The organism is Oribacterium sp. FC2011 (genome assembly GCF_000701645.1).
GTDB lineage: Bacteria > Bacillota > Clostridia > Lachnospirales > Lachnospiraceae > Oribacterium.
Genome location: NZ_JNJM01000007.1, coordinates 87696 through 111563, shown reverse-complemented (window position 1 = coordinate 111563; position 23868 = coordinate 87696). Strand labels below are relative to the sequence as shown.

General features: G+C 42.5%; 21 protein-coding genes. 4 read left to right on the top strand and 17 right to left on the bottom strand.

Annotation, left to right across the window (positions count from 1 at the left end):
* Positions 1-131: 131 nt before the first annotated feature.
* Positions 132-1871 carry an autotransporter outer membrane beta-barrel domain-containing protein gene (locus T357_RS0107345; protein WP_049962332.1) on the top strand — a complete coding sequence of 580 codons (1740 nt, stop codon included), beginning with the start codon at positions 132-134 and terminating at the stop codon, positions 1869-1871.
* 98 nt (positions 1872-1969) lie between these two features.
* On the opposite strand, the gene T357_RS0107340 is transcribed toward T357_RS0107345, so the two are convergent.
* From T357_RS0107340 to T357_RS0107310, 7 genes are all read right to left on the bottom strand, one after another.
* Positions 1970-3187 carry a hypothetical protein gene (locus T357_RS0107340; RefSeq protein WP_031550384.1) on the bottom strand — a complete coding sequence of 406 codons (1218 nt, stop codon included), beginning with the start codon at positions 3185-3187 and terminating at the stop codon, positions 1970-1972.
* Positions 3188-3204: 17 nt separating this feature from the next.
* Positions 3205-3990 carry a response regulator gene (locus T357_RS0107335; RefSeq protein WP_049962331.1) on the bottom strand — a complete coding sequence of 262 codons (786 nt, stop codon included), beginning with the start codon at positions 3988-3990 and terminating at the stop codon, positions 3205-3207.
* Positions 3991-4007: 17 nt separating this feature from the next.
* Positions 4008-8249, bottom strand: coding sequence for a hybrid sensor histidine kinase/response regulator (locus tag T357_RS0107330; RefSeq protein ID WP_049962330.1), 4242 nt, complete (start codon positions 8247-8249; stop codon positions 4008-4010).
* Entirely contained in the window at positions 8246-10417 is a 2172-nt protein-coding gene (locus T357_RS0107325; protein WP_031550376.1) for an HD-GYP domain-containing protein, read from the bottom strand. The genes T357_RS0107330 and T357_RS0107325 overlap by 4 nt, the downstream gene beginning before the upstream one ends.
* A gap of 169 nt (positions 10418-10586) precedes the next feature.
* Positions 10587-10976 (bottom strand): C-GCAxxG-C-C family protein, encoded by a 390-nt coding sequence (locus T357_RS0107320; protein WP_031550373.1) that lies wholly within the window; start codon positions 10974-10976, stop codon positions 10587-10589.
* On the bottom strand, positions 10976-11569 hold the full coding sequence (locus tag T357_RS0107315; protein WP_031550370.1) for a 4Fe-4S binding protein: 594 nt from the start codon (positions 11567-11569) through the stop codon (positions 10976-10978). Before T357_RS0107315 ends, T357_RS0107320 begins: the two co-directional genes overlap by 1 nt.
* Positions 11556-11756 (bottom strand): 4Fe-4S binding protein, encoded by a 201-nt coding sequence (locus tag T357_RS0107310; RefSeq protein ID WP_029201945.1) that lies wholly within the window; start codon positions 11754-11756, stop codon positions 11556-11558. The genes T357_RS0107315 and T357_RS0107310 overlap by 14 nt, the downstream gene beginning before the upstream one ends.
* Positions 11757-11908: 152 nt before the next feature.
* Here T357_RS0107310 and T357_RS20815 point away from each other — a divergent pair, with 152 nt between their 5' ends.
* Positions 11909-12253 (top strand): winged helix-turn-helix transcriptional regulator, encoded by a 345-nt coding sequence (locus tag T357_RS20815; RefSeq protein WP_081828083.1) that lies wholly within the window; start codon positions 11909-11911, stop codon positions 12251-12253.
* On the opposite strand, the gene T357_RS0107305 is transcribed toward T357_RS20815, so the two are convergent.
* Together T357_RS0107305 and T357_RS0107300 are read right to left on the bottom strand one after the other, a co-directional pair.
* Positions 12182-12649, bottom strand: coding sequence for a TetR/AcrR family transcriptional regulator (locus tag T357_RS0107305; RefSeq protein ID WP_049962329.1), 468 nt, complete (start codon positions 12647-12649; stop codon positions 12182-12184). The genes T357_RS20815 and T357_RS0107305 overlap by 72 nt on opposite strands.
* Positions 12640-13644 (bottom strand): Gfo/Idh/MocA family protein, encoded by a 1005-nt coding sequence (locus T357_RS0107300; RefSeq protein WP_031550364.1) that lies wholly within the window; start codon positions 13642-13644, stop codon positions 12640-12642. Before T357_RS0107300 ends, T357_RS0107305 begins: the two co-directional genes overlap by 10 nt.
* Before the next feature lie 348 nt (positions 13645-13992).
* Between T357_RS0107300 and T357_RS0107295 the strand changes: the two genes are divergently transcribed.
* Both T357_RS0107295 and T357_RS0107290 read left to right on the top strand, forming a co-directional pair.
* Positions 13993-15957, top strand: coding sequence for an FAD-dependent oxidoreductase (locus tag T357_RS0107295; protein WP_031550361.1), 1965 nt, complete (start codon positions 13993-13995; stop codon positions 15955-15957).
* A 171-nt stretch (positions 15958-16128) separates the two neighbouring features.
* Entirely contained in the window at positions 16129-17253 is a 1125-nt protein-coding gene (locus T357_RS0107290) for a helix-turn-helix domain-containing protein (RefSeq protein WP_155991301.1), read from the top strand.
* A gap of 119 nt (positions 17254-17372) precedes the next feature.
* Here T357_RS0107290 and T357_RS0107285 read toward each other — a convergent pair whose 3' ends face one another.
* The 8 genes from T357_RS0107285 to T357_RS0107240 all read right to left on the bottom strand — a co-directional run bounded on the left by T357_RS0107285 (position 17373) and on the right by T357_RS0107240 (position 23670).
* Entirely contained in the window at positions 17373-17720 is a 348-nt protein-coding gene (locus T357_RS0107285; protein ID WP_031550356.1) for a cupin domain-containing protein, read from the bottom strand.
* A gap of 278 nt (positions 17721-17998) precedes the next feature.
* Positions 17999-18538: a flavodoxin family protein gene (locus T357_RS0107275; RefSeq protein WP_031550352.1), complete on the bottom strand. Its 540-nt coding sequence runs from the start codon at positions 18536-18538 to the stop codon at positions 17999-18001.
* A gap of 528 nt (positions 18539-19066) precedes the next feature.
* Positions 19067-20002: an MBL fold metallo-hydrolase gene (locus tag T357_RS22325; protein WP_031550346.1), complete on the bottom strand. Its 936-nt coding sequence runs from the start codon at positions 20000-20002 to the stop codon at positions 19067-19069.
* A 145-nt stretch (positions 20003-20147) separates the two neighbouring features.
* Positions 20148-20291 (bottom strand): hypothetical protein, encoded by a 144-nt coding sequence (locus tag T357_RS0107260; protein WP_197027312.1) that lies wholly within the window; start codon positions 20289-20291, stop codon positions 20148-20150.
* Positions 20292-20483: 192 nt separating this feature from the next.
* On the bottom strand, positions 20484-20768 hold the full coding sequence (locus T357_RS0107255) for a hypothetical protein (RefSeq protein ID WP_330373097.1): 285 nt from the start codon (positions 20766-20768) through the stop codon (positions 20484-20486).
* A 388-nt stretch (positions 20769-21156) separates the two neighbouring features.
* Positions 21157-22323 (bottom strand): iron-containing alcohol dehydrogenase, encoded by a 1167-nt coding sequence (locus tag T357_RS0107250; RefSeq protein WP_031550337.1) that lies wholly within the window; start codon positions 22321-22323, stop codon positions 21157-21159.
* 17 nt (positions 22324-22340) lie between these two features.
* Entirely contained in the window at positions 22341-22715 is a 375-nt protein-coding gene (locus T357_RS0107245) for a MerR family transcriptional regulator (protein ID WP_031550334.1), read from the bottom strand.
* A gap of 97 nt (positions 22716-22812) precedes the next feature.
* Complete coding sequence (locus T357_RS0107240; protein ID WP_031550330.1) at positions 22813-23670, bottom strand: DUF3737 family protein; 858 nt, start codon at positions 23668-23670, stop codon at positions 22813-22815.
* Positions 23671-23868 lie beyond the last annotated feature (198 nt).

Sequence of the window (23868 nt, the reverse complement as noted above, 5' to 3'; positions counted from 1 at the left end):
CCATAGCAAAAAACTTTTCACTTTATTTTTTTGTTTCAGCATAGTTTAAGCTTTCGGATATATAGTATGCCCATCGAAAGCAAAAACGCTTCGTCAGACAAATACACTCTATAACTATAAAGGATAAAAAAATGAAAAGAAAAAATATTGCTATCACAGCAACAACATTACTTACAGCATCTATAATGCTTAGCTCATGCGGCTCATCAGCTTCTTCAACAACAGCAACTACTGTTGAAGCAACACAGGATAACGCAGGAAATGCTATGCAGAGCAACAGACCTGATGGTCAGGGTGCGCAAAACGGTGAAAACGGTCACGGCGAAAACAGTCAAGGTGGTACCGACGGCAATTTTCAGGGCGGTCCGAATGGTGAAGGTGGTCAGGGCGCTCCGGATGGAAATGGCCACGATGGCCCCGGCGGCATAAATGGCGGCGGTGATTTTGATCCTGCTGACGGACACGGCGGTCCCGGAGGAAATGGTCAGGGCGGCCCCGGCGGAATGCCCGGCGGAAACGGCCAGGGCGGTCCCGGCGGAATGCCCGGCGGCGGATCTTCTAAACCCGAAAGCTATTCTTCTGTAAATGATATAACTTCAGACGCAGAGCTCACAGGAAACATCGAATCAACAGGAACAGATCAGAATGCAGTTCTCGTATCAAACGGTGCAACCGCCACCATCAGGAACGCAAACATCACAAGAAACTCCTCTGATTCAACCGGTGGTGACACAAGTTCCTTCTACGGTGTGGGTGCGGCTGTTCTTGCAACAGACGGCACAGCTTATGTTTCCAACTCAACCATCACAACCGATGCCAAGGGCGGTGCAGGTGTATTTGCCTACGATAGGGGTGTCAGCTACGTGGCTGATACAACCATCACTACAGCAAAGGACACATCCGGCGGTATCCACGTAGCCGGCGGCGGAACACTCTATGCTTGGAATGATACTGTAACCACAAACGGCGAGTCTTCAGCAGCCATCCGTTCTGACAGAGGCGGCGGAAAGATGGTTGTGGACGGCGGAACCTATGTTTCAAACGGAAGCGGTTCTCCGGCTGTATACTCAACTGCCGACATAAGCATTAACGGAGCAACCCTTACAGCAAACGGTTCAGAAGCCATCTGTATCGAAGGTGACAATGAGATCAGACTTTTCAACTGTGACCTTTCAGGTAACATGGCTGACCTTTCACAGAACAAGCTTACATGGAATGTCATCCTCTATCAGTCCATGTCCGGAGACTCAGAAGTAGGTAATTCCGTCTTCGAGATGGACGGCGGTACACTTACAGCAAAGAACGGCGGCATGTTCTACTCAACAAATACCCAGTCCACATTCACTTTGAAAGATGTAGACATTACCTATGCTGAAGACAATGACTTCTTCCTCAGAGTTACCGGAAACAGTAATGAGCGCGGATGGGGAAGCACAGGAGCAAACGGCGCAGACACAACATTTACAGCCATCTCTCAGGACATGGAGGGTAATGTCATCTGGGATTCCATCTCTCAGCTTGACTTCTACATGACTGAAGGCTCAGCCCTTAAGGGTGCCTTCGTGGACGATGAGTCTGATGCAGGTAACGGAGGAAACGGCTACGCTTCTGTTTACATCGACAGCACTTCAACCTGGACTGTTACAGATAACTCAACTGTTACAAATCTTTACTCAGAAGGTAAGATCGTTGATGCCTCCGGCAAGACTGTGACCATAGTAGATAAGGACGGAAATGTAATAGTTTCCGGCGATTCAAACTACATTGTGACAGTAACCGGCGACTATAAAGAAAGTGTAGATCTGTCAGGCGCTAACAAGCTTAGCAGCTGGTCAGATTACAAAGTAGAAAAGCCATCTCAGCTATCCTGACTCGCTTAACAATTATAAAAAACACACAACAAACGGAAGCTCTGTTCCATAACAGGACAGAGCTTCCGTTTTAAAATACCATCAAGATTTATATCTTTTTAAAGAATCCTTATATCTGTAAGTGCAACCTGATCGCCTGTCAAAGCCACATATATATCATCGCCTCGTTCCTGATAGGTGAGAATATTTTCCAGAATGATTCCGAGATTTTCCGTACCGAGCTTTACATATCCTTTTTTCTTTATAAAGGATATCGAACACTCTTTACCTCTTTTCATATCCGATTTCCATTTATCCCATCCTTGAAAATCCTTATCCTTTTTCATTGAGAACTTGTTATTTGCCGACTCATCTTCACTGGTGCATTCTCCGTTTATCTTTATGAGTACATGTTCCCTGTATCCGGCCCCATGAACTTTTCCGTCAGGAGAACTGTATAGTATGATTTGCGGGCAGTGCCAGATATCCGTGGCTGTCGGTAATGCCATAGCATGAAAATCTATTCTCAGTCCGTCCTCTATCTTTACTCCTTCTGTGAAAGCAGAATGAAAACGATCCACCTGAACATTGGGCAGATCTGATTCCATCCTGTCGATATAACTCACAGGTTCCATAATCTGATCTATAGAGGTTTCGTCAACGATCTCGCCGGTTTCATTTACCGATATATCTCTTATGAAACAGTTTTCTCCTGTAATCCCTACATAAGCCCATTTTGTTTTATCCTGAAGTGCGATCTTAAATTTAAATCTACGGCCACCCCTCTGAAGCTCCAGTGACATTCGATCCTCATATCTTTCGATGATAATCTCACAGCTTTCCTCTGATCCGGCTGAATCCGACAGGATTTCTTCCATGACTATGCCTCTGGCTCCGGCGGAAACAAAATGCCCGTCAAACCAAAACTCACCATATTCCACATAATGATGCTCCTCTACTGCTTTTGGATCATCATGTACATATCCGTCATTGGAATCAAACAGCACAAGAGAAGGTGCCGAGACGTGATCTCCATACTCACGTCTGAAAATCTCAAATCTTACGGATTTAACATTTTCAGTAGCAAGTATCCCGGCGGAAACCTGTTCTCTGTATCTGCCCACTTCGAGATTCTGCTCTATCACATTTTTAGATCCATCTTTTATCTTTGGTTTTTCTTCATCCATAAGCTTTACTGTATCGCTCTTTTCAGAGTCCCTGTTTGTTCCGGAATTTTTCATAAACCTTTCCGTGATCAGGTAGATGTTTAAACCGATGGATACAACTGCCAATGCCAACACTATATCCGGCCGATATGCACTTACCAGTTCAATCATTTATCCTACGCTCCTTATCACTTCCCCGCATGGATAACAAAAAAATCTTTAAGTCTCTCCAAAAGTTCATCCCTCTGTATGCTCTTCAAAATGTACCCTTCCGGCTTAAGCGCCATAACATCCATAACACTATCCTTATCACTTTTTCCGGTCAGAAAAAATACAGGAATGCGCTCGGTTCTCCCGTCATTTCTAAGCATACCAAGTACCTGTGCCCCGCTTGTCACGGGCATCTCGTAATCAAGAAGCACCAGATCTACCTTGTTTTTCTCCAGGAATTTGATGGCCTGAAGTCCGGAATTAACCATGGATACTTTGTAGTCTTCCTTAAGCCACTGTCTTACAAGCGACAGGTACTGAGGATCATCATCCACTACCAGAAGATGTTTTTTATCTTCTGTCGCTTCAATATAGTTTTCCTCAAAGTATTCACTGACAGTTTTTACAAATGATGCATTGTCTATGGGTTTCACCATAATCTTATAAATATGATCATCCGAAACATGAGAGGAAACATACTCTATATCCTCCTTCTCTCCGATGACTATCAGTTTTCCACCCTTTTTTTCCAGATTATCCGCCATAAAACTCAGCACAGTTTCCTTGGGCCAGGTATCATCCTCCATAAATACCGTTACAAGCTGTGCGTCCTTCCAGCCTTCCTCCATGTCACTGATGACAAATGGTACAAAAATGCAATCCACACCCGCAGCCTTTGCCTTACTTATAAGGATATGAGCTCTAAAGGATTCTCTGGTACTTAAAACAATCATTCGTTTCATTTCTGCACAATTCCCTTTCATTCGTATATCTCTATTGATCACTCATCGAACAGTTTCTCCAAACCATCCCAGTCAAAAGCCCGAAGCAGTCTTCCGACCTCCTTGATCTTTTCTGAGTCCTCTTCAGGAAGTTTATATTCCGATAGTTTCTCAAGTATTGATTCAACCGCATCATAGTCCATTTCCGGTATCACCTCTCTGAGAGCCTCATAAGCTTCATTCAGCTCATCCTTGGATATCTCTTCCCTATCCTCTCCGCTCTCGTTATCTCCCTTAAGACTGCTTAGCTTTTCCTTATACTCCGCATACTCCGTGAGAAGTCTTCCGGTATTGCCGTGTATAAAATCAAGGTCATTCCGGTTTCCGGCATTCTCCAATTGTTCACAAAGCTTTGACAGCTCATGTGCCCCGATTATCCTTGCGGAACTCTTAAGGGCATGTACCTTTATGGTATAAAGCCTGATGTTGTCATTCTCATATGCATCGCTGATGACCTGAGCATTGCCGTCGATGGTGTCCAAAAAGAGGTTCAATGCAAAGATGTAGTTGTTTATTCCTCCGGAATTCTTTATTCCGTCGTCTACATTGATTCCTTCCGTTTCGTATAGCCACTGCATATTTTCCGGAAGCTCTGTAAGCTCTTCATCCTCATGCTTCTTTTCCACCATCTTTATCATTTCTTCAGGAATATGCTTAAGGATCGTCTTTTCCAGTAATTCACTGTCCACGGGCTTGGAAAGATATCCGTTGAATCCTTTTTCCTTATAGAAATCCTCTCCCACGGAGGCATTTGCCGTTAATGCATACACCGGGACCTCAGCATTGATCTTTCTGATCTCCTGAAGAGTTTCGATTCCATCCATACCCGGCATCATATGATCCAGGAATACCACATCAAAGTGATTATCCCGTATCTTTCCGATAGCATCCTCTCCGCTTTCAGAAGTCGTAACAAAAACTTCGGTTGCTTTCAGAAGTCCCTTTATGACATTAAGATTCATAGGGGTATCATCCACAACAAGTATATCTGCGTCAGGCGCTATAAATTGAGGCACATAAGGTCCACTTGCAGAACCTTCCGAACGTTCAATGAAACTGCCCATCGGTGTCGCATCTATAATCTTCTGTTTTACGGTAAGGATGAATTCGGACCCTTCACCGTAGGTACTTTCACACCATAGATTTCCTTCCATCAGTTCCGCAAATCTTCTGGATATATCAAGCCCGAGACCGGTTCCCTGTATACTACTGTTTTTTTCCTCATCCAGCCTTTCATAGGCCATGAAGAGTTTCGGCATATCTTCCTCTTTTACGCCCAATCCCGTATCCTTTACTGAGAATCTCAGCGAAGCCGCATCACCTTCTCTTTCATCCATGGATACCGTGAGACAGAAGCCTCCTTTTTCAGTGTACTTTACCGCATTTGTCAGAAGATTCAGTACTATCTGTTTTATCTTTGCAACATCTCCGTACATCTTTACAGGAAGAAGTTCATCCACCACAACATCGAAGATAAGCTCTTTCTCCGTACTCTTTCCACGGATCATGGAAACTATGGATCTGAGCATCTCCCCGGTATCATAGCTCTGTTCGGTCAGGTGCATCTTTCCTGACTCTATCTTCGACATGTCTAGAAGATCATTTATCAAACTAAGGAGAGCCTCTGCTGCATTTCTAACATCAAAGGAGTAGTTCATCATTGAAAGAAAATAATTCTTCGGAACTCCTTTAGGATCTTCTCTGGTTATCATTTCATTCATGCCGATGATGGTGTTTATAGGCGTACGTATCTCGTGAGATATGTTTGCAAGAAATCTTGTTTTGGCCGAATTCGCTCTTTCAGCCTCATCCCTTGCTTTTCTGACTTCATCATACTGTTTTCTGACGGTTGTCGACCTCATAACCCACCATACAACAGAACCTATGACAACCGAGAAAAGTGTCAGGAGCAAAAACCTTACTATAAGAAGCTCCATGAACATCGGTGCCTTATTAAATAAATATTTATCATCGGATATGACCCGGTCAGTAGCATTATCCAAAATCTGAATATGAAGTACATAATCACCGTATCCGAGATCCGTATATTCCAGCGTTGAGATTTCATTTTTCAGCGCCGTGACTCCATCATCCTCTAAGCCCTCCAGAAAAACTCTGACCTTTGGATTCATCAGAGTATAATCCATAACAGACGGGGCTATCACTATTCTACCCTTTGATGAAGGCAGATGATACGTTCCTTGCTGATCCGGAAGAATCTTTACATTGTCGCAGGTGACACTTCTTACTGCTGTTTTTACTCTCATTTCATCTTCATAGAAATGAGTAAATTTAAGGCGGATAACACCTCCTATTCCTGCCATATAGAGATTTCCATCTTCATCACGATCAAAGTAAGCATTGGCAGTCAATGCAAAAGGAATTCCATTTTCCACTGTGTAAAGTCTATAGTCCTCCACACGGTCGCTTAGCATATCCTCTGCCTTCAGAACATATACTCCGTAAGAAGAAAGCACCCATGCGTTCCCGTTATCCTCAAAAGTGATGTCATAGTTGTTGTTATACGGGAAGCTTTTTATCTGGTTTAATTTTCCATCCTTAAGATACTGAATAGAGTTAGAAGTTATAACCCAGCAAAGGTCATGATCGGGATCATTTACAAGTCTCGTTATGACATCGCTGGTGAGGCCTTCTCTACGTCCAAGGTTCTTAACTTCTCTGTCCTTTATAATGTAAAGGCCGCCACCATCGGAACCTGCCATATAACTTCCGTCCTCCAGGACTTCCACCGTAACGATGACTGTATTGCTTAATCCGTTTTTAGTTCCGTAATACCGCTCCACCTTTCCATGATCAATGACAGCAAGACCTCCATTTGTTCCTGCCAGTACCTTGCCGCTATGATCAAAACATATACTTCTTATCTGATCTGACGGCATTCCGTTTTGAGTTGTGAAATCCTTTATGCTTTCGTCTTTGGAATAACATATGAGGCCCTTGCTCTCAGTAAAGGTACCCACCCAGATATTACCTTCAGGATCTTCCTTTATACAACGGACTCTTGCATTACCGACATATTCCGTAAGACTGTTTTCTAAACGTCCCCCCTCTTTACTTATAAGCCTGAGTCCATATTCCGTACCGATGTAAATATTGTCACCTGATACGCATACCGCATTTGTTACTTCATCGGGAAGACCAGCTTTTTTACTGATATCCACAAAATTGTTTGTTACCAGCTTCATGGCTCCCTGTGAAGAAGATGCCACCCAGAGGTTACCCTGATAATCCGAGGTTACCATCTCAATGTTCTTTGTCACAGGTATATCGGAAACAGCTCTGAACATATAGTTTTTGTCCAGATAACCCATGGCCAGTGTGGATGAAACCCAGACTCTTTCACAGTCATAATTAAGCCAGTGAATATTGCCAAGCGCCGGAGTAGGTATAACTTTCATCCGTTCCGCTGTATCGCCAAAATGGCCATAGTATATCTTCCCGGCATCCGTTCCGAGATAGACAGTTCCCTCATTTACAGGATCAGCAAGGATCGTAGTTATCATTTCCTGAATCAACTCTCCGCTCTTATGGATTTCATTCATGGAACTGTTTTCTATAGTGAACACAGTCCCCTCGAGAGTCTGGCCGTAAATTCTTCCTGCAGCATCGCGATCCAGCCTCAGCACTCTCTCTTCACCCAGACTGTCGTTGATCACCGAGTGAAGCTTCAGAGCTGAATCCGCATAGCAGATTCCCGCTGTGGTCCCTATGTAAACATTACCCTCATTGTCCTCAACAAATGCACGAATAGACGAAGAAGGTATGCCCTCCTCATAAGTTAACCGGGCAAATTTCCCACCATCCATAACCACAACGCCGTTATCATTGGTGCCAAACCATATCCTGTGTCTGCTATCCTCAAAGATGCATCTGGCACTTGTGATTCCCGTGGAAGGATCCACTCTCACAAAGCTTATTCCGTCATAACAGATAACTCCACTGTATCCGCCTATCCACACATGTCCGTCACTGTCTCCAAGTATATACATGGCATCCGATGTGGGAAGCCCGTTTGCCGCATCATAAATCGCGGAAGTATATGACACGCCTTCATACTGACCTGTTGCAGCATAGCCACCGCCATATTCTCTTCCGATATCCTGCAAATCAGAGCCCTGCGCAGAATCTTCAGCATATACATTTTCTTTATTTATAAATAAGCACAGTAGTAATAGTGCTGTCACAAAAAACAGACGATTTAAACTGAGGTTTTTTTTCATGGCGTAACTCCCTCATTGTACTTTCGCAGTATTACTCTGACCTCCGGCATCGATTCCAAAAATACTTCCACGCACTTAGGATCAAACTGGGTTCCGGCTCCCTCCTGAAGCATATCTACAACTTTATCAATCGGAAAAGCCGGTTTGTAAACTCTTGGTGATGACAATGCATCAAATACATCCGCCAAAGCCATGATCCTGGCAGATAATGGTATAACCTCACCGTACAACCCCTCCGGATATCCCTTTCCATCCCATCTTTCATGATGGAAGGCCGCCATATTCCTTGCTTCCTTCAGATAGCTTTCGCCGCCTACTCTTGTTATGGTTTTTTCGATAATGTTTTTGCCGGCAGTGGTATGTGTCTTTATTATCTCATATTCCTCATCTGTGAGCTTTCCCGGCTTTTTCAGGATCTCATCGGGAATGTTGATCTTTCCTATATCATGAAGAGGTGCACTTCGTACCACATCCGATATGAATTTAGGGGTTATCTTGCCCGCATAATATCCTTTCTTCTGAAGGCCTTCTACTATGATCTTCACATAAGCCGCGGTTTTCTGAATATGAGCTCCCGTATCCGAATCACGATTTTCAACGAGATCCGCCATGGTGATAATGAGACCGTCCTGCATCTTAAGCGTCGAATCGGAAAAACGTCTCAGACTCCTCATATTCTCAGTTTGGTCCGAAGCCATATTACAGATCGTATGATAAAGCATCTCTACTTCATCATCCGTACGGATATCTATACGTCGCATACTCCTTACAGCATTGTCAAGCAGGGACTGTTCTCCTCCTGCTGCTGCGAATTCCTCAACCATTGCAACTATAGAATTTATAGGATAGGTTATATGTATTCCGGTTGTCCATATAGCATACGAAATAATGAGTATCAAAAATCCCAAAAGGCTTAGTATCACTCTCAACATAAAATCCTGCATGTAATCTGCTATATAATCTATAGACACATCTGCAAATGCATAGCAAGCACAGTTCCCTTCCTCATCCATGATAGGAAGCGAAACTGTTGCCGTCCAGTTCGTAGGACTTTTCATTTCTATGACAGGAATCCTCTCCCCTTTCAAAAGCTGTTCATGATATGGCACAAAATCCTCATACAATGGTACAAATTTTCCCGGTTCCTTTGCTTTTAATAACTCGAGATCTGTACGAGCTTCATATTCCTTCTTTTCATCCAGATCAAAAACTGATATAAGAACGTCCTTATCGACCTTTGAGATGTGTAGATATCTCACGCCCGGAGCATTATCCCTTATGTGATACAAAAGCTCTTCTGTTTCAAGGTATCCCGGTGCATCCTTACCATCTCTGATATATTCATCAATCATTTCAGGATTCACGACATATGATGCAAACTCTGCGGCATGGTATGCATTCTCCGTTTTTTCCTTGATAGCATTGCTAAAGTACTGCCTTATACCTATAAAACCAAGGGTAGATGACACCGCAAGAGAAACCAGGACAAAAGTTATGGCAATCCTGTTTCTCATGGAAAAATTTATTTTATCGCTCAGGGAATCCATCCGGGTTATTTCATTCGATGTCAGAGGCTTTTGACGCCATCCACCGTTTTTGATCCTCACCCTTAAGTCTTCCGGAAATACAGAAAGAACGAGCCTTACTATCGTCAGAGATATAGCACTGCCGAAAGTACCAAACATTATCTCTATGATCACAAACAGCGCAAATCTTGCATATTCCTGAGAAACTCCAAGTTTTTCCAATATAAGAATCGTAGACTGGTTCTGTGGTCCTCCCAAAAGCACCCATTGGGTAAAAGAACTGACCAGGCCCAGGATGATTCCCATCATCATAACAAAGATAAGACAGTCTTTTACCTGTTTTATGTTTCTGTTTCTTGCAAACCATGCGCCGTACATGGCGATAATGGCATTTACAAAGGCAAAGTAAATTGCATTTTCATTAAATGCCAGGCACAATGTATCCGTCAGAACGCCTGTCACTATACCAGGAAAAATCCCGGCCACCATGGAAACCCAGATTGTCCCCAAGGTATCAAGATATATAGGCAGTCCCGATTTATATAGTACATATGACAGAAGCACATTGATCGCGATACCTATGATGACTGTCACTATACGGAACATCCTGTCCTTTGAAGTTTTATGAGAGTATCCCTTCACTATGAACCCCTCCGCTTAAGAGAATATATCGACATGTTTAATAAAGCTCATATAGTAGAAATGTCGGCGTAAATTCTGGTTTTATGACAGTATTGCAGACAAAAAAATAAGTCGGTTCTCATAAAATGAGAACCGGCCTTATTTCTTCGGCTGAATGTATTTTTCCCAATTATAATCCCATAAACTCGCCATAGATCATGACTGCATTCCTCACACAATCATCACAGGCGCATAACGGTTTTCCGTCTGTTATGGCTTTAAGATCTCTGCATTTTAGAGCTCCGCATCTTCTTTGGAACTCTTCCTGAATTTTCTTTGTTGCCATAACAGCACCTTTACCTTCTGTTTTGAGGCCTGCTATCATTGCTGCACCTATCATGGCTCCGCATGTGGCTTCCATATTGCCCATTCCCGCAGCAAATCCGGAGGATATCTGTCGAAGCTGCTCTTCAGTAAGTGTAGTTTGGTCAGCTAATACTTTTGTCACTGCCTGCGAACAGTTGCATACTCCTGAGCCCTTTAATTCCGCAGCTAATTCTGCTCTTTCTTCTAATGTCATTATTTTAAACCTTCCTTTGCCTTAATCTTACAAATACCCTGAGTCATCGTTCCCATAGGACAGAACGAACACCAGGTTCTCTCTTTGTACAGGGCCATTACTATAAGTCCTATAAGTGTAGATGTGAGCATCAGACTGTAGAATCCAAATCCAAACTGAGCTACCCAGTCAGGGAATACGCTTCCGTTATAAGCCCATTGCCATGGTACTCTGAATGTCCAGAAAAGCTTTATTGCTTTTCTTAGTGTCCCTGCTCCGGAAAACACCAGATATGTCTGGAATACCATGGTTCCGAACATAGTGAGGAAGAATAACAGAAATCCATACCTGAACCATTTTGATGATAGCCATTTGGGTGCAGGCTTTCCTCTTGAACATTTAAAATTCCTGCCAAGCACCCAGAAAAGCTGTCCTCTTCCACACATGTGGTTGCAGAACCATTTATTACCGCCGACAGCTGCAAAAATAAGCGGCAAAATAAAATCTATCATTCCGAGCCATGCAAATAGGATGTTGAAAAATCCAAGAGCAAAATAGATTATTGACCAGATCCAAAGGTAGTCATACCAGTGTTTTTTCTTATTTACTGCCATTTTCCACCTCCGTAACCTTTATTGAACCCGCAGGACATGCCTTTTCACATAAACCACAGCCCACGCATTTACCGGTATCAACTACCGCATAACAGCCTTTATAAATAGATATGGCATTTCGTGGGCACTGCAGGGCACATACCCCGCAGGCAACACATCTGTCTATATCATTAACAGCTTTTCTCATTTTCAATATCCTCTTTCTGCATTCGTATCTTATGCTATTTCCTTTAACTTTATTTGACTACTTGTGTTTCTCAGTTGATAACCTTATTATATGTGGTATAGAAAATATATCAAGTACACAGTTTTTATTTACCTGGTAAGGAAAAGTATACCATGAGAAAAAAAGAGAACCATGAACCATTATGCGAAGATATAGCCGGACAGAATTGCGGTCTAAAAAGAATAATTGATAAGATTGGCGGAAAGTGGAAAATAATGATCCTTTGCGTCATTGATAAGAATGAAGTAGTGAGATACGGGGAATTGAACCGCTCCATACATGGGATCACTAACACCATGCTCGCTAACTCATTGAAAGAGCTGGAGGCAGACGGGCTTGTCGAAAGAAAACAATATGACGAGATGCCTGTCCGGGTAGAATACAATCTAACCGAAAAAGCAAAAAGCCTCATCCCCATCCTTCTTGAACTGAAGAAATGGGGTGAGGATAATCTGTAAAAACTCATCTTCCTTTATCATGGCACTTAATAAATCTTCCGAATACTTCACCGGCCCTTCGCAGATCATTTCCTGATACTGCTTCATCTTTTCAGGACTTTTATACTGCTCCAGCATAAGCATCTTTCGGAAAGCCACGGCGAATTCATTTTTTGTCCAGAAATCAAACTGATTAACAGCAAAACAGCAGAACTCATGAAAGCTGCGGTTTTCATACGAATCAGCCTGAGCCCTTTCGGCATCAAGCTCTGTCATTTCTTCCAATATCTTATCGTATATCTCCTGCTTACTGACAAAATGTCTATAGAGAGCTCCTTTTGTGATGCCAATCTCTTCCGCGATCATGCTGATAGAAACCGCATCATAACCGCGTTCAGCAAAAAGTCTTAGTGACACCGGTCAAGAACACTCATCACATCCAGCGTTTCCCTGGCATACCTTTCCCATTCCCTGTAATCTTTCTCATCTATGATCCGGGCAAAATCAATGAATTCCCGGGTCATTCTGTGATGAGTCTCCGACGGGATAAATTCTTCTATTATTGTTTTCCGTGTCATGGCACCTGCTGCATCCTTTACAAGTTCACCGCTGTCATCAACAGTCACGATAGTAAGATTCGGTGCAACATTCGGCTTTCCATCAATCTTCATATAACCCTTTTCACCCTGAACAGTCACAAAACAGGGACTGTCAGAATCTTTGGCGCCGGTGCATACAGCAGAGAATCCGTCATATTCCATCACCAGAGTTCCTGAGGTGTCCACCCCGTTAAATCCTCTGTTCGGATGATACGAAACCTTTTCAGGTCTTCCGAACAGCTCCGCGGCATAATGGATGTTGTAGACATTGATATCCCTAATAGCACCGCTCAGGCATGCAGGATCAAAGGCAGGGTCAACATCTCCGGCAAGATATCTGTCATATCGGCTGGAATACTGAGAATAATTGGCCGTCATCATGCGGATCCGTCCGAGTTTTGGCAATGCCTCTTTCATCTTAAGGATCACATCATTGTGAAGGACCGTAATTGCTTCGAAAACAAAACAGCCCTTCTCTTTTGCAATGTCGATCAGTTCTTTTGCCTCCTGATAATTTCCGACAAAAGGCTTTTCAAGTATTACATTTATACCTTTTTCCAGTGCCTTCTTTGCATATTCAAAATGAACCATGTTTACCAGTCCGATATAAACCGTATCCACATGACCACTATCAAGCATCTCATCATAATCAGTGAAGACTTCAGTAATACCATATTTCTTTGCAAGCTCTACTCCCTTTTCACGGCTTCGAGGTCTTGCAAATATCGACATTAGATTTATATCTTTGACCGGCTGCATGGCAAACAATGCATCAACTACAATTTTACCTGTTCCAACTATACCTAAATTCATAATGATTCCTCCTGCAAGGTTCACTAGAGCCTTTTTTCCTTGACTAAATTTTTTATAGCGGTCTTTACACCATCAAATAATACCCCGATGCGAATAAAAAATATCATTGCTGTCCTGTCATCATAACACTATAGCTATGATTTTTATATATAATACTTCTCTTCTACACTAGGAATCAGGTCAATGCCAAGTCTCGGTTCATTGTGATAACCATTAGCCGCCATGATGATTTTTCAATAACCCGTTTGTCCGAAACAGACATATCGTTTTTTATTAAGCTATGCGATTATAAGTACATGTTAATTTTTTAACGTTATTTATTGTAGTATGAAATACGGGAGAAATATCATGAAGAGAAAAATCATATCAACTGTTCTCATCGCAGGAATGGTTATGACAGGATGCGCTGCCACAGGAACTCCTGAGGCAACAACAGCAAGTACAACAGAAGCTGCAGGCGAAACCACAGTAGCCGCTGAGACAAGCGAAGAAACTCAGGCAGATGGCACTGAAGCCGACGGCGATCTTAAGGACGGAAGCTACGACATCACTGTTGACGGACGTAACGGAAAAATGACAGTTACCACAGTTATCAAGGATGGAGCTATAGCTGAAGTAACCATCGGCGACAACACAGAAACCCCTGAAGTTGCTACTACAGCATTGGAGCAGCTTCCCAAGGCTATCGTTGATGCCGGCACACCTTTTGTTGATGCCGTTACCGGAGCAACCATTACCTCAGATGCCATCATGGAGGCCGTAAAGGGTGCCATTACCGCAGCCGGCGGAAATCCTGACAGTTTTTCAAAGGATACAGGCACCAACAAGTCAACTGCGGTAAAGGAACTTGAGGCAGATGTAGTTGTAGTTGGAGCAGGTGCAACCGGTGTTTCCGCAGCTCTTACCGCACAGCAGAACGGTGCTAATGTAATCCTCCTGGAGAAAGCCGCAACTCCCGGTGGTGTATCCATCATTGCAGGTGGTCCTATGGGTATCGATTCAAAGGATCAGCAGGAGGCAGGTGTTGCAGGAACATTTACAACCGCTGATGTTCTTAAATACTGGCAGGATTATAACTGCTGGATGGATGACGGACAGCTCTTCTATAACATTTCCAACCGCTCCGGAGAGACCATCGACTGGCTCGAGGAGAACGGAATGGAATTCACCTTTATGGGTACAGAGCAGGCTGCTCACGCTGACGGTTTCCAGACCTATCACATCTACAAGGATCAGGAGAACAAAGCAGGCTACTACACAACTCTTATCGATAAGTTTACAGAGGCCGGCGGCCAGGTTTACTTCGAGACACCGGCAACCGAACTCAAGGCTGAGAATGATGCCATCACAGGTGTTATCGCAACTGCAAAGGACGGCACAACCTACGATATTTCCTGTAAGGCAGTTGTTCTCGGAACAGGCGGATTCGGTGCCAATGCCGAGATGATCGAGGAAGAGGTTGGATTCCCTCTTGAGACATTTACAACAGGTACTCAGACCGGTGACGGCGCTACCATGTCACGTGCCATCGGTGCAGGAAAGGGCAAGACTATCCAGCAGTATCACGGTGTAACCTCTTATTCAGGTATCCAGACCGGTCAGGGCAAGGATGAGATCGCAAAGGCTATCTACATGCCTACAAGCGTTTGGGTAAACAGACGTGCTGCAAGATTCTGTCCTGAAGACCTCAACTATGACACAGCTCTCTGCTCAAATGCGGCAGCTACACAGGGTGAATATTTCTATTCCATCATTTCAGAGGATATGGTAAAGGCTCTCGAAGAGGGCGGCGCAAAGGCACTGGATGTTGATACAGCAGTAGCTTATGAGCCTACCATCCCTATGTTCTCAATTGATGAAGGATGGACCGAGTTCCGTGCAGCTCTCGAGGACGGAGTTTCAAAGGGCATCGTATTTAAGGGTGCAAATGTTTCCGAGCTCGCAGCAAACATGGGCATCGATGCTGAGACTCTTGAGAAGACATTGGCAGACTACAACGCATCCTGCGAGAATGGCGTAGATCCTGTATACGGAAAGGCTTCTAAGTATTTGAAGAGCCTTGGAGACGGAACACTTTACGCAGTAAAGGCAAGACCTGTTTCACTTGGTGGTATCGGCGGAGTTCTTGTTAACTCAAACCTTCAGGTAATCAAGGATGACGGAACTGTCATCAAGGGACTTTATGCAGCCGGAAATGATGTTGCAGAAATGTTCAACAATTCTTATCCTTTAGTTGAGGGTGTAACTATGATGAATGCACTCTCAGGCGGAAGAATCTGCGGTGAGGAAGCTGCACTCTACGCTAAAGGCTGATTGAATGATCACCTTAAAAGAAAATTAAACCCTACTGTTCCTGAAACATTGGTCAAATCTTAGCTAACCATCACCGGCGGATTGAGCAATAAATTGTGGGCAGAAAAGATTAGACGGAAAAAAGCACATGCCAAATGCTTTTTCTCCGTCTTTTTTGTTATAATCATCCTTATGAATAAACAGGAATTATTTGAAATAATAACAAAATCAAAGGATCTGCAGAGTTTCGTGGATGCCTGCGCCTTAAACATTAAAAATCCTTTTTGGATAATGGATGGCTCTTACAGGGTTCTGGCCCAATCACATGATCCGGATGCCAGGGATTATCTCATCGATTTTGACGCCGGCAAAACCATGGAAAGAGTTAATGCCTGGGTTGATAACGGACTTCTGGAAAAAGTAAGCGGAAATCGAAAACCCGTTTTCTTACATGATGATCATATAGATGAAGACATTGTGATCATGGATATCATTTACGAGAGACGACCCATAGGAAAACTCACCATTGTTCTCCATGAAAATATGACTGAAGACGAAGTCATCAATATAAGCAATGCCGCTGCCGTGTATCTGAGGGTCTCATCGGAAACACCGGGAACCACCTATGAGCAGGCATTGGCATTACTCTTACAAGACACACCGGAATCAGAACACACCGGACGAAAAATCCTTGAGAATGTAGGATACCTGGGAAAGCCGCCCTATCATATAGTTAAGGCTGATGTTAAGGACAAAGAACGCATCGAGATACTCCGGGCATTCCTTGTGGATATAAGAAGCTCCGACCCAACGCTTGTCGGTGCCATAATCAGCAACCAATGCTATATTCTTCTATGCAATGGGCATGATATACCTGACCGGCTTATCAGAAAAAAAGTACGGCTTGGATACAGCCTTCCCTTTGCGAAATTACATTTGGTAAAATCCTATGCGATCCAGGCAGCCATAGCTCTTCTAAACGGAAACGGTAAAGCCGAATACTTCACAGACCACTATGATGCCTTTCTTCAGGAATGCATACGCCTTGGTTCCGGTGATAAAGCGGGAACCTTCATCATGCCGGAAATGCTTGAAATACTGAAGTATGACGCGGAATATAAAACAGAATATTTCGAGACATTAAAACACTATGTTCAGCTTAACTGCTCCAAACAAAAAACCGCAGACGTCATGAACCTCCATCTCAATACTGTAAAATACAGGATCAATCAGCTGGAAAAGACCTTCGGGATTGACTTCACTAAGATGGATGCAATATATGTGTCATTAGCTGCTGCGAAGATATGGATCGGATAAACAATGCCGACATTTTCAGGTGATACCCAAACTTTTCTCGATGGGTTAATAGTTTAAGCTTGAGAGAGAAAAAATGGCTCATCCGACAAAAACGGATGAGCCATTTTTTCTTTAATTTATTAATCTTTTACGAATTCATCTCTCATTGGATTAAAGCAATCAAGCAGTATACCCTCCTCAAGACACACGCATCCATGCTCAATTCCGTTCTTCTTTAAAAGAGTATCTCCCGCACTTACTATCTTCTTTTCTTCACCTATTGTGAATTCAAACTTACCACTGACTATGTAGGTGATCTGGGTATGTGGATGAGAATGCATGGCACCGATACCGCCTTTTTCAAAATGATTCTCAACCACCATCATTTCGTCGGTATAACTGAGAATCTTTCTCTTTACGCCTTTACCGCACTCTTCAAAATCTATATCCTTATTGAATGTCCATATTGCATTTTTGGTATTTTTCATGTGAGCCTCCTTAAGGTTTCTTTTTTATAATCATATCCGAATCCTGAGCCACCTGCAAAATCTTTTTTTCCTTTAGCTTTATCTTTTTCTTTTTATTCATCTTTCAACCTCATCAATCCATCTATTTCCTTATAAAATCGGTATCCTTCTCAGGCATTCCGTCATCAGATATGTAGCGCTCTAACCTTGTCCTCAAACTTTATTATTTCAAATTATACTCAAAGAAATCCTTAATCTTATCAAAAGGTATGGCTTTCTTATCATCTCAGATACTCTCCTTATACGGATCTGCCCATTTCATAAGCTTCCTTTAATGCTTTGTGTCCTTCGATATCGCCTTGGTCATTTACACCGCCGGCAAAAACCTTTCCTTTGAACTCTGCCTTTTCAAAACAGTTTACCCAGCCCTGTACGCCACCAACAGCATGCTCGTCTACATAATCCTCATCTTCCGCAGCCACAGACAGCAGGTAAACATCTCTAAATTTATAATCTCTTGGGTAAAGAGAATTTGCACGGTCTATCATGGTCTTCATCTGTCCGCTCATCTCGTAGTAATAGATAGGTGTAGACCATACAACCACGTCTGCTTCCAAAATCTTTTCAGTGACCTCATTTGCATCGTCTTTGATAGTACAATATCCCAGCTTCTGACAGGCAAAACATCCGGTACAGAAACCGATATTCTTTCCTTTTAACGAAACAACTTCCACTTCGTTTCCGGCATCCTTTGCCCCAATCGAAAAGCTATCTGCAAGTTTGTCAGAATTGCTATCTTGTCTTAAACTTGTTTCAATTATCAATACTTTCTTTGCCATAAGTCCTCCTAATTTATGCCTAATGTGATAGTGACATCACCATTGCTTAGCAATTTTTCAAGTTCTTCCTGTGATAAATTAATCTTTCCAAGTCTTGTATACGCCCATGAATTAGAAGCGTTTGCTGTGCCATTTCCACATGCCGTAAAAATACATATAAGAATCAGCCACAGGACCAAACTGATATTTTTTCTTAGCATATAATCCTCTCTTATTCGGAGAAAGCTTTACTGTCTTCAAAACTTTTCGACATCTTCACTATACATCCTGGAGTTTACTCCAGGTCAATAGGCTTTCTTCATTTTATTTCTAAAAAAATTCTAAAATAAAAGTGAGTGGCAAACACGTATGCCACCCACTTCTGCACCTGATATATTATGTATTTCTTTCCTTCACTTCAAGCTCCAGCCGTTTGATTTAAATAAAGATGATTGAGCCCATATTATCTGATCATCGGTTTCCACAGGATTACCGAATATTTTATACTGATTATCTGATCAAAGCCTGTAGCAGAAAGCAAAGCTTAAATCACGCTTTGTTGAATTTTTCTTTGCCCTGCCTGCATTTTGGACATTTCCAATCATCCGGTAAATCCTCAAAAGCTATACCGTCATTTTCAGCAGGATCGTAAATATATCCGCAAACCGTGCAAACGTACTTACCAGTTGCCTTACCGACCGAAATCTCACCTACAGGCTTACTCTCCGGAGGATTATCGAGATCGATAACCTTCTTCTCTTCGAGGTTCTCATATCCCAGCGGTGTATGTGTAGAGAGATATACCGTAGGGTTGTTCTTTATAAATTCCCGTACCGCATCCAGAGTATCCCTTGCAGCTTTAACATCCTCAAACACAATGGAAAGCTTGTTTTCATAAAGTGCTTCATCTGTATAGGTTACATCCCCATGGATCATGTAAAACAGATTACCGTCCTCCACGATCACAATGCTGTTGCCTGTTGTATGTCCCTTCGCCTCAATAAACCAGACCCCGTCGGCAATCTTCTTTGAGGCTTTAAAGTTCTTATAGGCTCCATCCGTAAAGTCCACGGGCACAACATTTGAAAATGTTTTAAGTTCATCTGCCTTGCATTCTTCTCTTGCAGCATAAATCGTTGCATTTGGAAAAGCGCGCAATTCTCCGGTATGATCGGCATGTTTATGGGTTATCAGAATTTTGCTGATCTGCTCAGGCTTATACCCGGCATCAGCAAGTGCATCCACATAATTTGCCACTTTCTTTCCCATATAAATCATGGTTTTCTCATCCGGCACCTGTTCCGGCATTTCAGAAGGCACACCAGTATCTACAAGTATGACTTCACTTCCGGTATCGATCACATAGTTCTGAAGGCTCGACCGATATTTTTTGCCCGGGTCTATACCCTCTTTTCCTTCTCCGCCAAATGCAAGGAACTGTGTCATGAATCCATTTTCAAATAGTTTTACAGCTTTAATGATCATTCTGTTTCCTCCTGCGAAAAGCATTTTTCTCCTATAAGTCAACTAAATATATAGTCGGCCCAATTATCAGAACACATAAGCTGACTTGCCCATTAATGAGTCATGATCACCTGGTCAGAATATTTATCATTTATTTCTTTAAGCTTTAGGTGTTTTTGTCACTGCTTATTATGTCAGGTGTGAAACCCTGAGCCAAGGCTTCCTTACACACGTCAAGATCGAAGTTGCTGCGACCATTGCAGGCATCAAATAAAACGCCTCTTTCTTTCGCCTTCCAAAGTCCTTTCAATACCTTTCCGTCATTTCCCAGACCTTTCCAAACTTGAAAATAATGTTGGGGCAAGTCTGTTTTTACGTAAAAACAGAAAGATGATTCCTACAGCGGCAGGACAAATATATTTGAGATTTGCTCATCAGGTTGCGGAGCTGGAAAATAACGCTTTGCTTCAGATACAGGATTTAGATTCACATAGTTCCGTAATTATTGTTTATCATCTTTCATCTTATTGAGCTCATCGTAATAAGTCTTGTATCTGTAAGCTGTCCTACGGCTGCATAAACCGGTATCTACAATCTCCATTATGGTCTTTCCACTTTCATACTGGACAACGAAGTCGTTATAGCCCTGCATCCACTGCTCGTCATGTTTCTTTCTTCCGCCGATTTTTCTATTTTTGTAGTATTCAAGTTCTTCTTTGAGCCTTGCGTTTTCGTCTTCCAACTCTTTGATTCTTTTTAAAGCATCTTCAATTGTCATTTTTTTCATGATATCGCCCCTTTCTGTGCCATATGCACTGTGACACAAGCATAGCATTGAGTGAATTTTGTGTCAATATATTTATGGCATATCTCCTGAAAAACATAGCGCATTGCTTTTTTTAATGTCATTCCCGAATGCCTACCATATAAAACCCCGCTGCAGAACATTATTATAGCCGGTTTGTTTATTATATAAAGATGATAGAGTGCATATTATCTGATCATCGGTTTTCAGAGGGTTGCCGGCAGATTTGGGGGCTGCCGGCTTTAGAGTAGTAGTATGAAAAACTTCTATAGGGTTCAGATGTATCTCATCTGATGGTCATATATTATCACCATTAGCTGAAAGGAAACTGAAACAAGACAGCTTTATCATCGAGAGAACTACTTCTACGTTACAGACTCTCTTTCAGAATCTGTACAATCTCATCTCGGGTAAGTACTTTGTATCCGCCTTCAAGAATAAATGTACCGTCAGCGATACCTTCGATCATATCCTCTGTAGCTCCGAGTTCAGAAAGACTCATGGCTACACCAAGTTTCTTCATCCAGTTTTCCATTGCTTCGAGACCTGCCTTTGCAACTTCCTCATCAGACTTGCCTTCTGCGCATATATCCCAAACTTCCATTGCAAATCGTTTAAACTTCTGAAGTCCATAAGGCATGATGAATCTGTAATATGGCAGTGATACTGCGGAAAGTGTCATTCCATGTGTTGCATCGGTATATCCTCCGGCAGACTGTCCGAGCATATGCACCATCCAGTCAGTGGTCTTTCCTCTTGAAATAAGCGTGTTCAGAGCCCAGGTTGCAGTCCACATAATATTTGATCTTGCTTCATAATCTTCAGGATTCTCGATAGCGATCAATGAAGAATGAACAACTGACTTCATCAGAGCCTCAGCAATGTAATCGCTGGTATTGTCGTCTTCCCCTGAGAAGTACTGCTCGCAGATGTGATTGAAAATATCATATATACCTGCCACCATCTGTCTCTTCGGAAGACTCATGGTGTATTTCGGATTAAGGATGGAGAATTTTGGCATGACCTCCTCACCGAATACATGCCCTATCTTTTGATGAGTCTCATGATTAGTGATAACAGAACCGGCATTCATTTCCGAACCGGTACCTGCCATTGTGAGGATACAGCCTACAGGAACGATCTCGCAGGTCGGCTCCTCAAATCGGATATAATATTTCTCCCATGGATCTTCATCACAGTGGACTGACACTGACACTGCTTTTGCATAGTCACAGCATGAACCACCGCCAATTGCCAAAAGCAGGTCAACATTATTCTCTTTGGCAAGCTTAACACCTTCGCGAAGCTTAGCTACTGTAGGGTTAGGCATTACCCCGGAATCTTCAATGATATTTTTCCCATTTGCTTTAAGAATTTCAACAACAGCATCATAGATACCGTTCTTCTTTACAGATCCTCCACCGTAAATGAGCTGTACATTTTTCCCGTATTTTGGAAGTTCCTCATTTAAATACTTTAAAGAATCATCTCCAAAATAGAGCTTTGTTGCATTCTTGTAACTGAAATTTCCTAACATTTTTTATCCTCCTAAATTTATTCCCAGGTCAGTTTTCCTGTTTTTTGTGCTATTTCGTATCTGCCTATCTTGTATTCAAGTTTTTCCAGTGCAATATCATACTTCTTCCTGTTTTCTAGGATCTGCTCTCTTACTTCCTTAAGCAGATTTGTTCTGGCATCTATGGTGTTATCGCCTTCCCGGAATAACTTCACATATTCTATCAGCATTTCCACCGGAACTCCGGCATCACGCATACAGACGGCATTCTCCACCCATCCGATGTCAACTTCCTGATAATCCCTGATTCCCCCGGCCGTTCTTGTAACCTCAGGGATAACACCGACTCTCTCATAATAACGGAGCGTATCCGGAGTCAGATTGTATTTTTCACATACTTCTTTGATGGTCATGGTTTTTCTCCTCGTCTATTGATGCTGTTTTTGAGTCTTAATATCTGACATACAGTTGCCTTTCTGATTGTCTCCTGTATTTCCTTGTGTCCTCTGGTCAGGCACACTTTTCCTTTCCGCCTACTATGATCTTTCCGTTGGAATTCTCATCATCCCTGATGATCTCTGAAACCTCGGGAACCGATATGGAACCCGAAAGAGGATTCTTGATACTGATCATCGGAGTAGTTATGGTTGCTTCAACATCTGACTTTTCAAAAGCAAGATCTGTGTCAACCATCCTGCAGTTTATAAGCTTTAGTCCCTTGCAGTAGCAAAGGGGCTGAGTCCCGATGATGGTGCAGTTTTCAAAAGTGACATTTTCACAGTACCAAGCTAGGTATTCACCCTTTACCACACTGTTTCTCACAACAACATTTTTCGCATGCCAGAAAGCATCTTTTGTATCAAAATTGCAGTTCTCAAAAAGAGAATCCGTGATGTACTGGAAAGAATATTTGCCCTTGAGAGTCACATTCGAAAAATCAAGCCGCTCTGATCTCATCATGAAATATTCACTCTGAACTTCAGTATCCTTCATACTGATATTCTTCACAGACCAGCCAAACTCAGGAGAAATGATGTCACAGTTTTCAATATTTATATCGGAACATTCTCTCAGTGCCTTTATTCCGTGCATTTTTGAATTTCTTATGTTCGCATCATTTGTATACCAAAGAGCTGCCCTGCAGCTTTCAGTCATTTCAATGCCATCAAGCTCTAGCCCATCATCATGCCAAAACGGATATCTGAGGTTGAAATAGCTATCCTTCACCACAACTTTTCTGCTCTCTTTAAAAGCACTCTCTCCATCTGCGGGGCCGTCAAACCTGCAGCCCTCCACAATGATATCTCTGCTCCCATAAAGGGCTCTCTCTTCATCAAAAGTTTCGTTCTTTATAACCATATCTCTCATTTATTTCTTCTTACCTCTATATAAATGTCCTCATTTGTTACTGTTTCATATCGGTGTCTGTAAGGTCATACTACACCTTAGAGTTCACTCCAGGTCAATAGGCTTTCTGATTTTTAATTCTAAAAAAAATCTAAAATGAGAATAAGCCTTCCGAAGAAGGATGACTCTGCGTCGTCTTCTTCGGAAGGCTTTTATTTA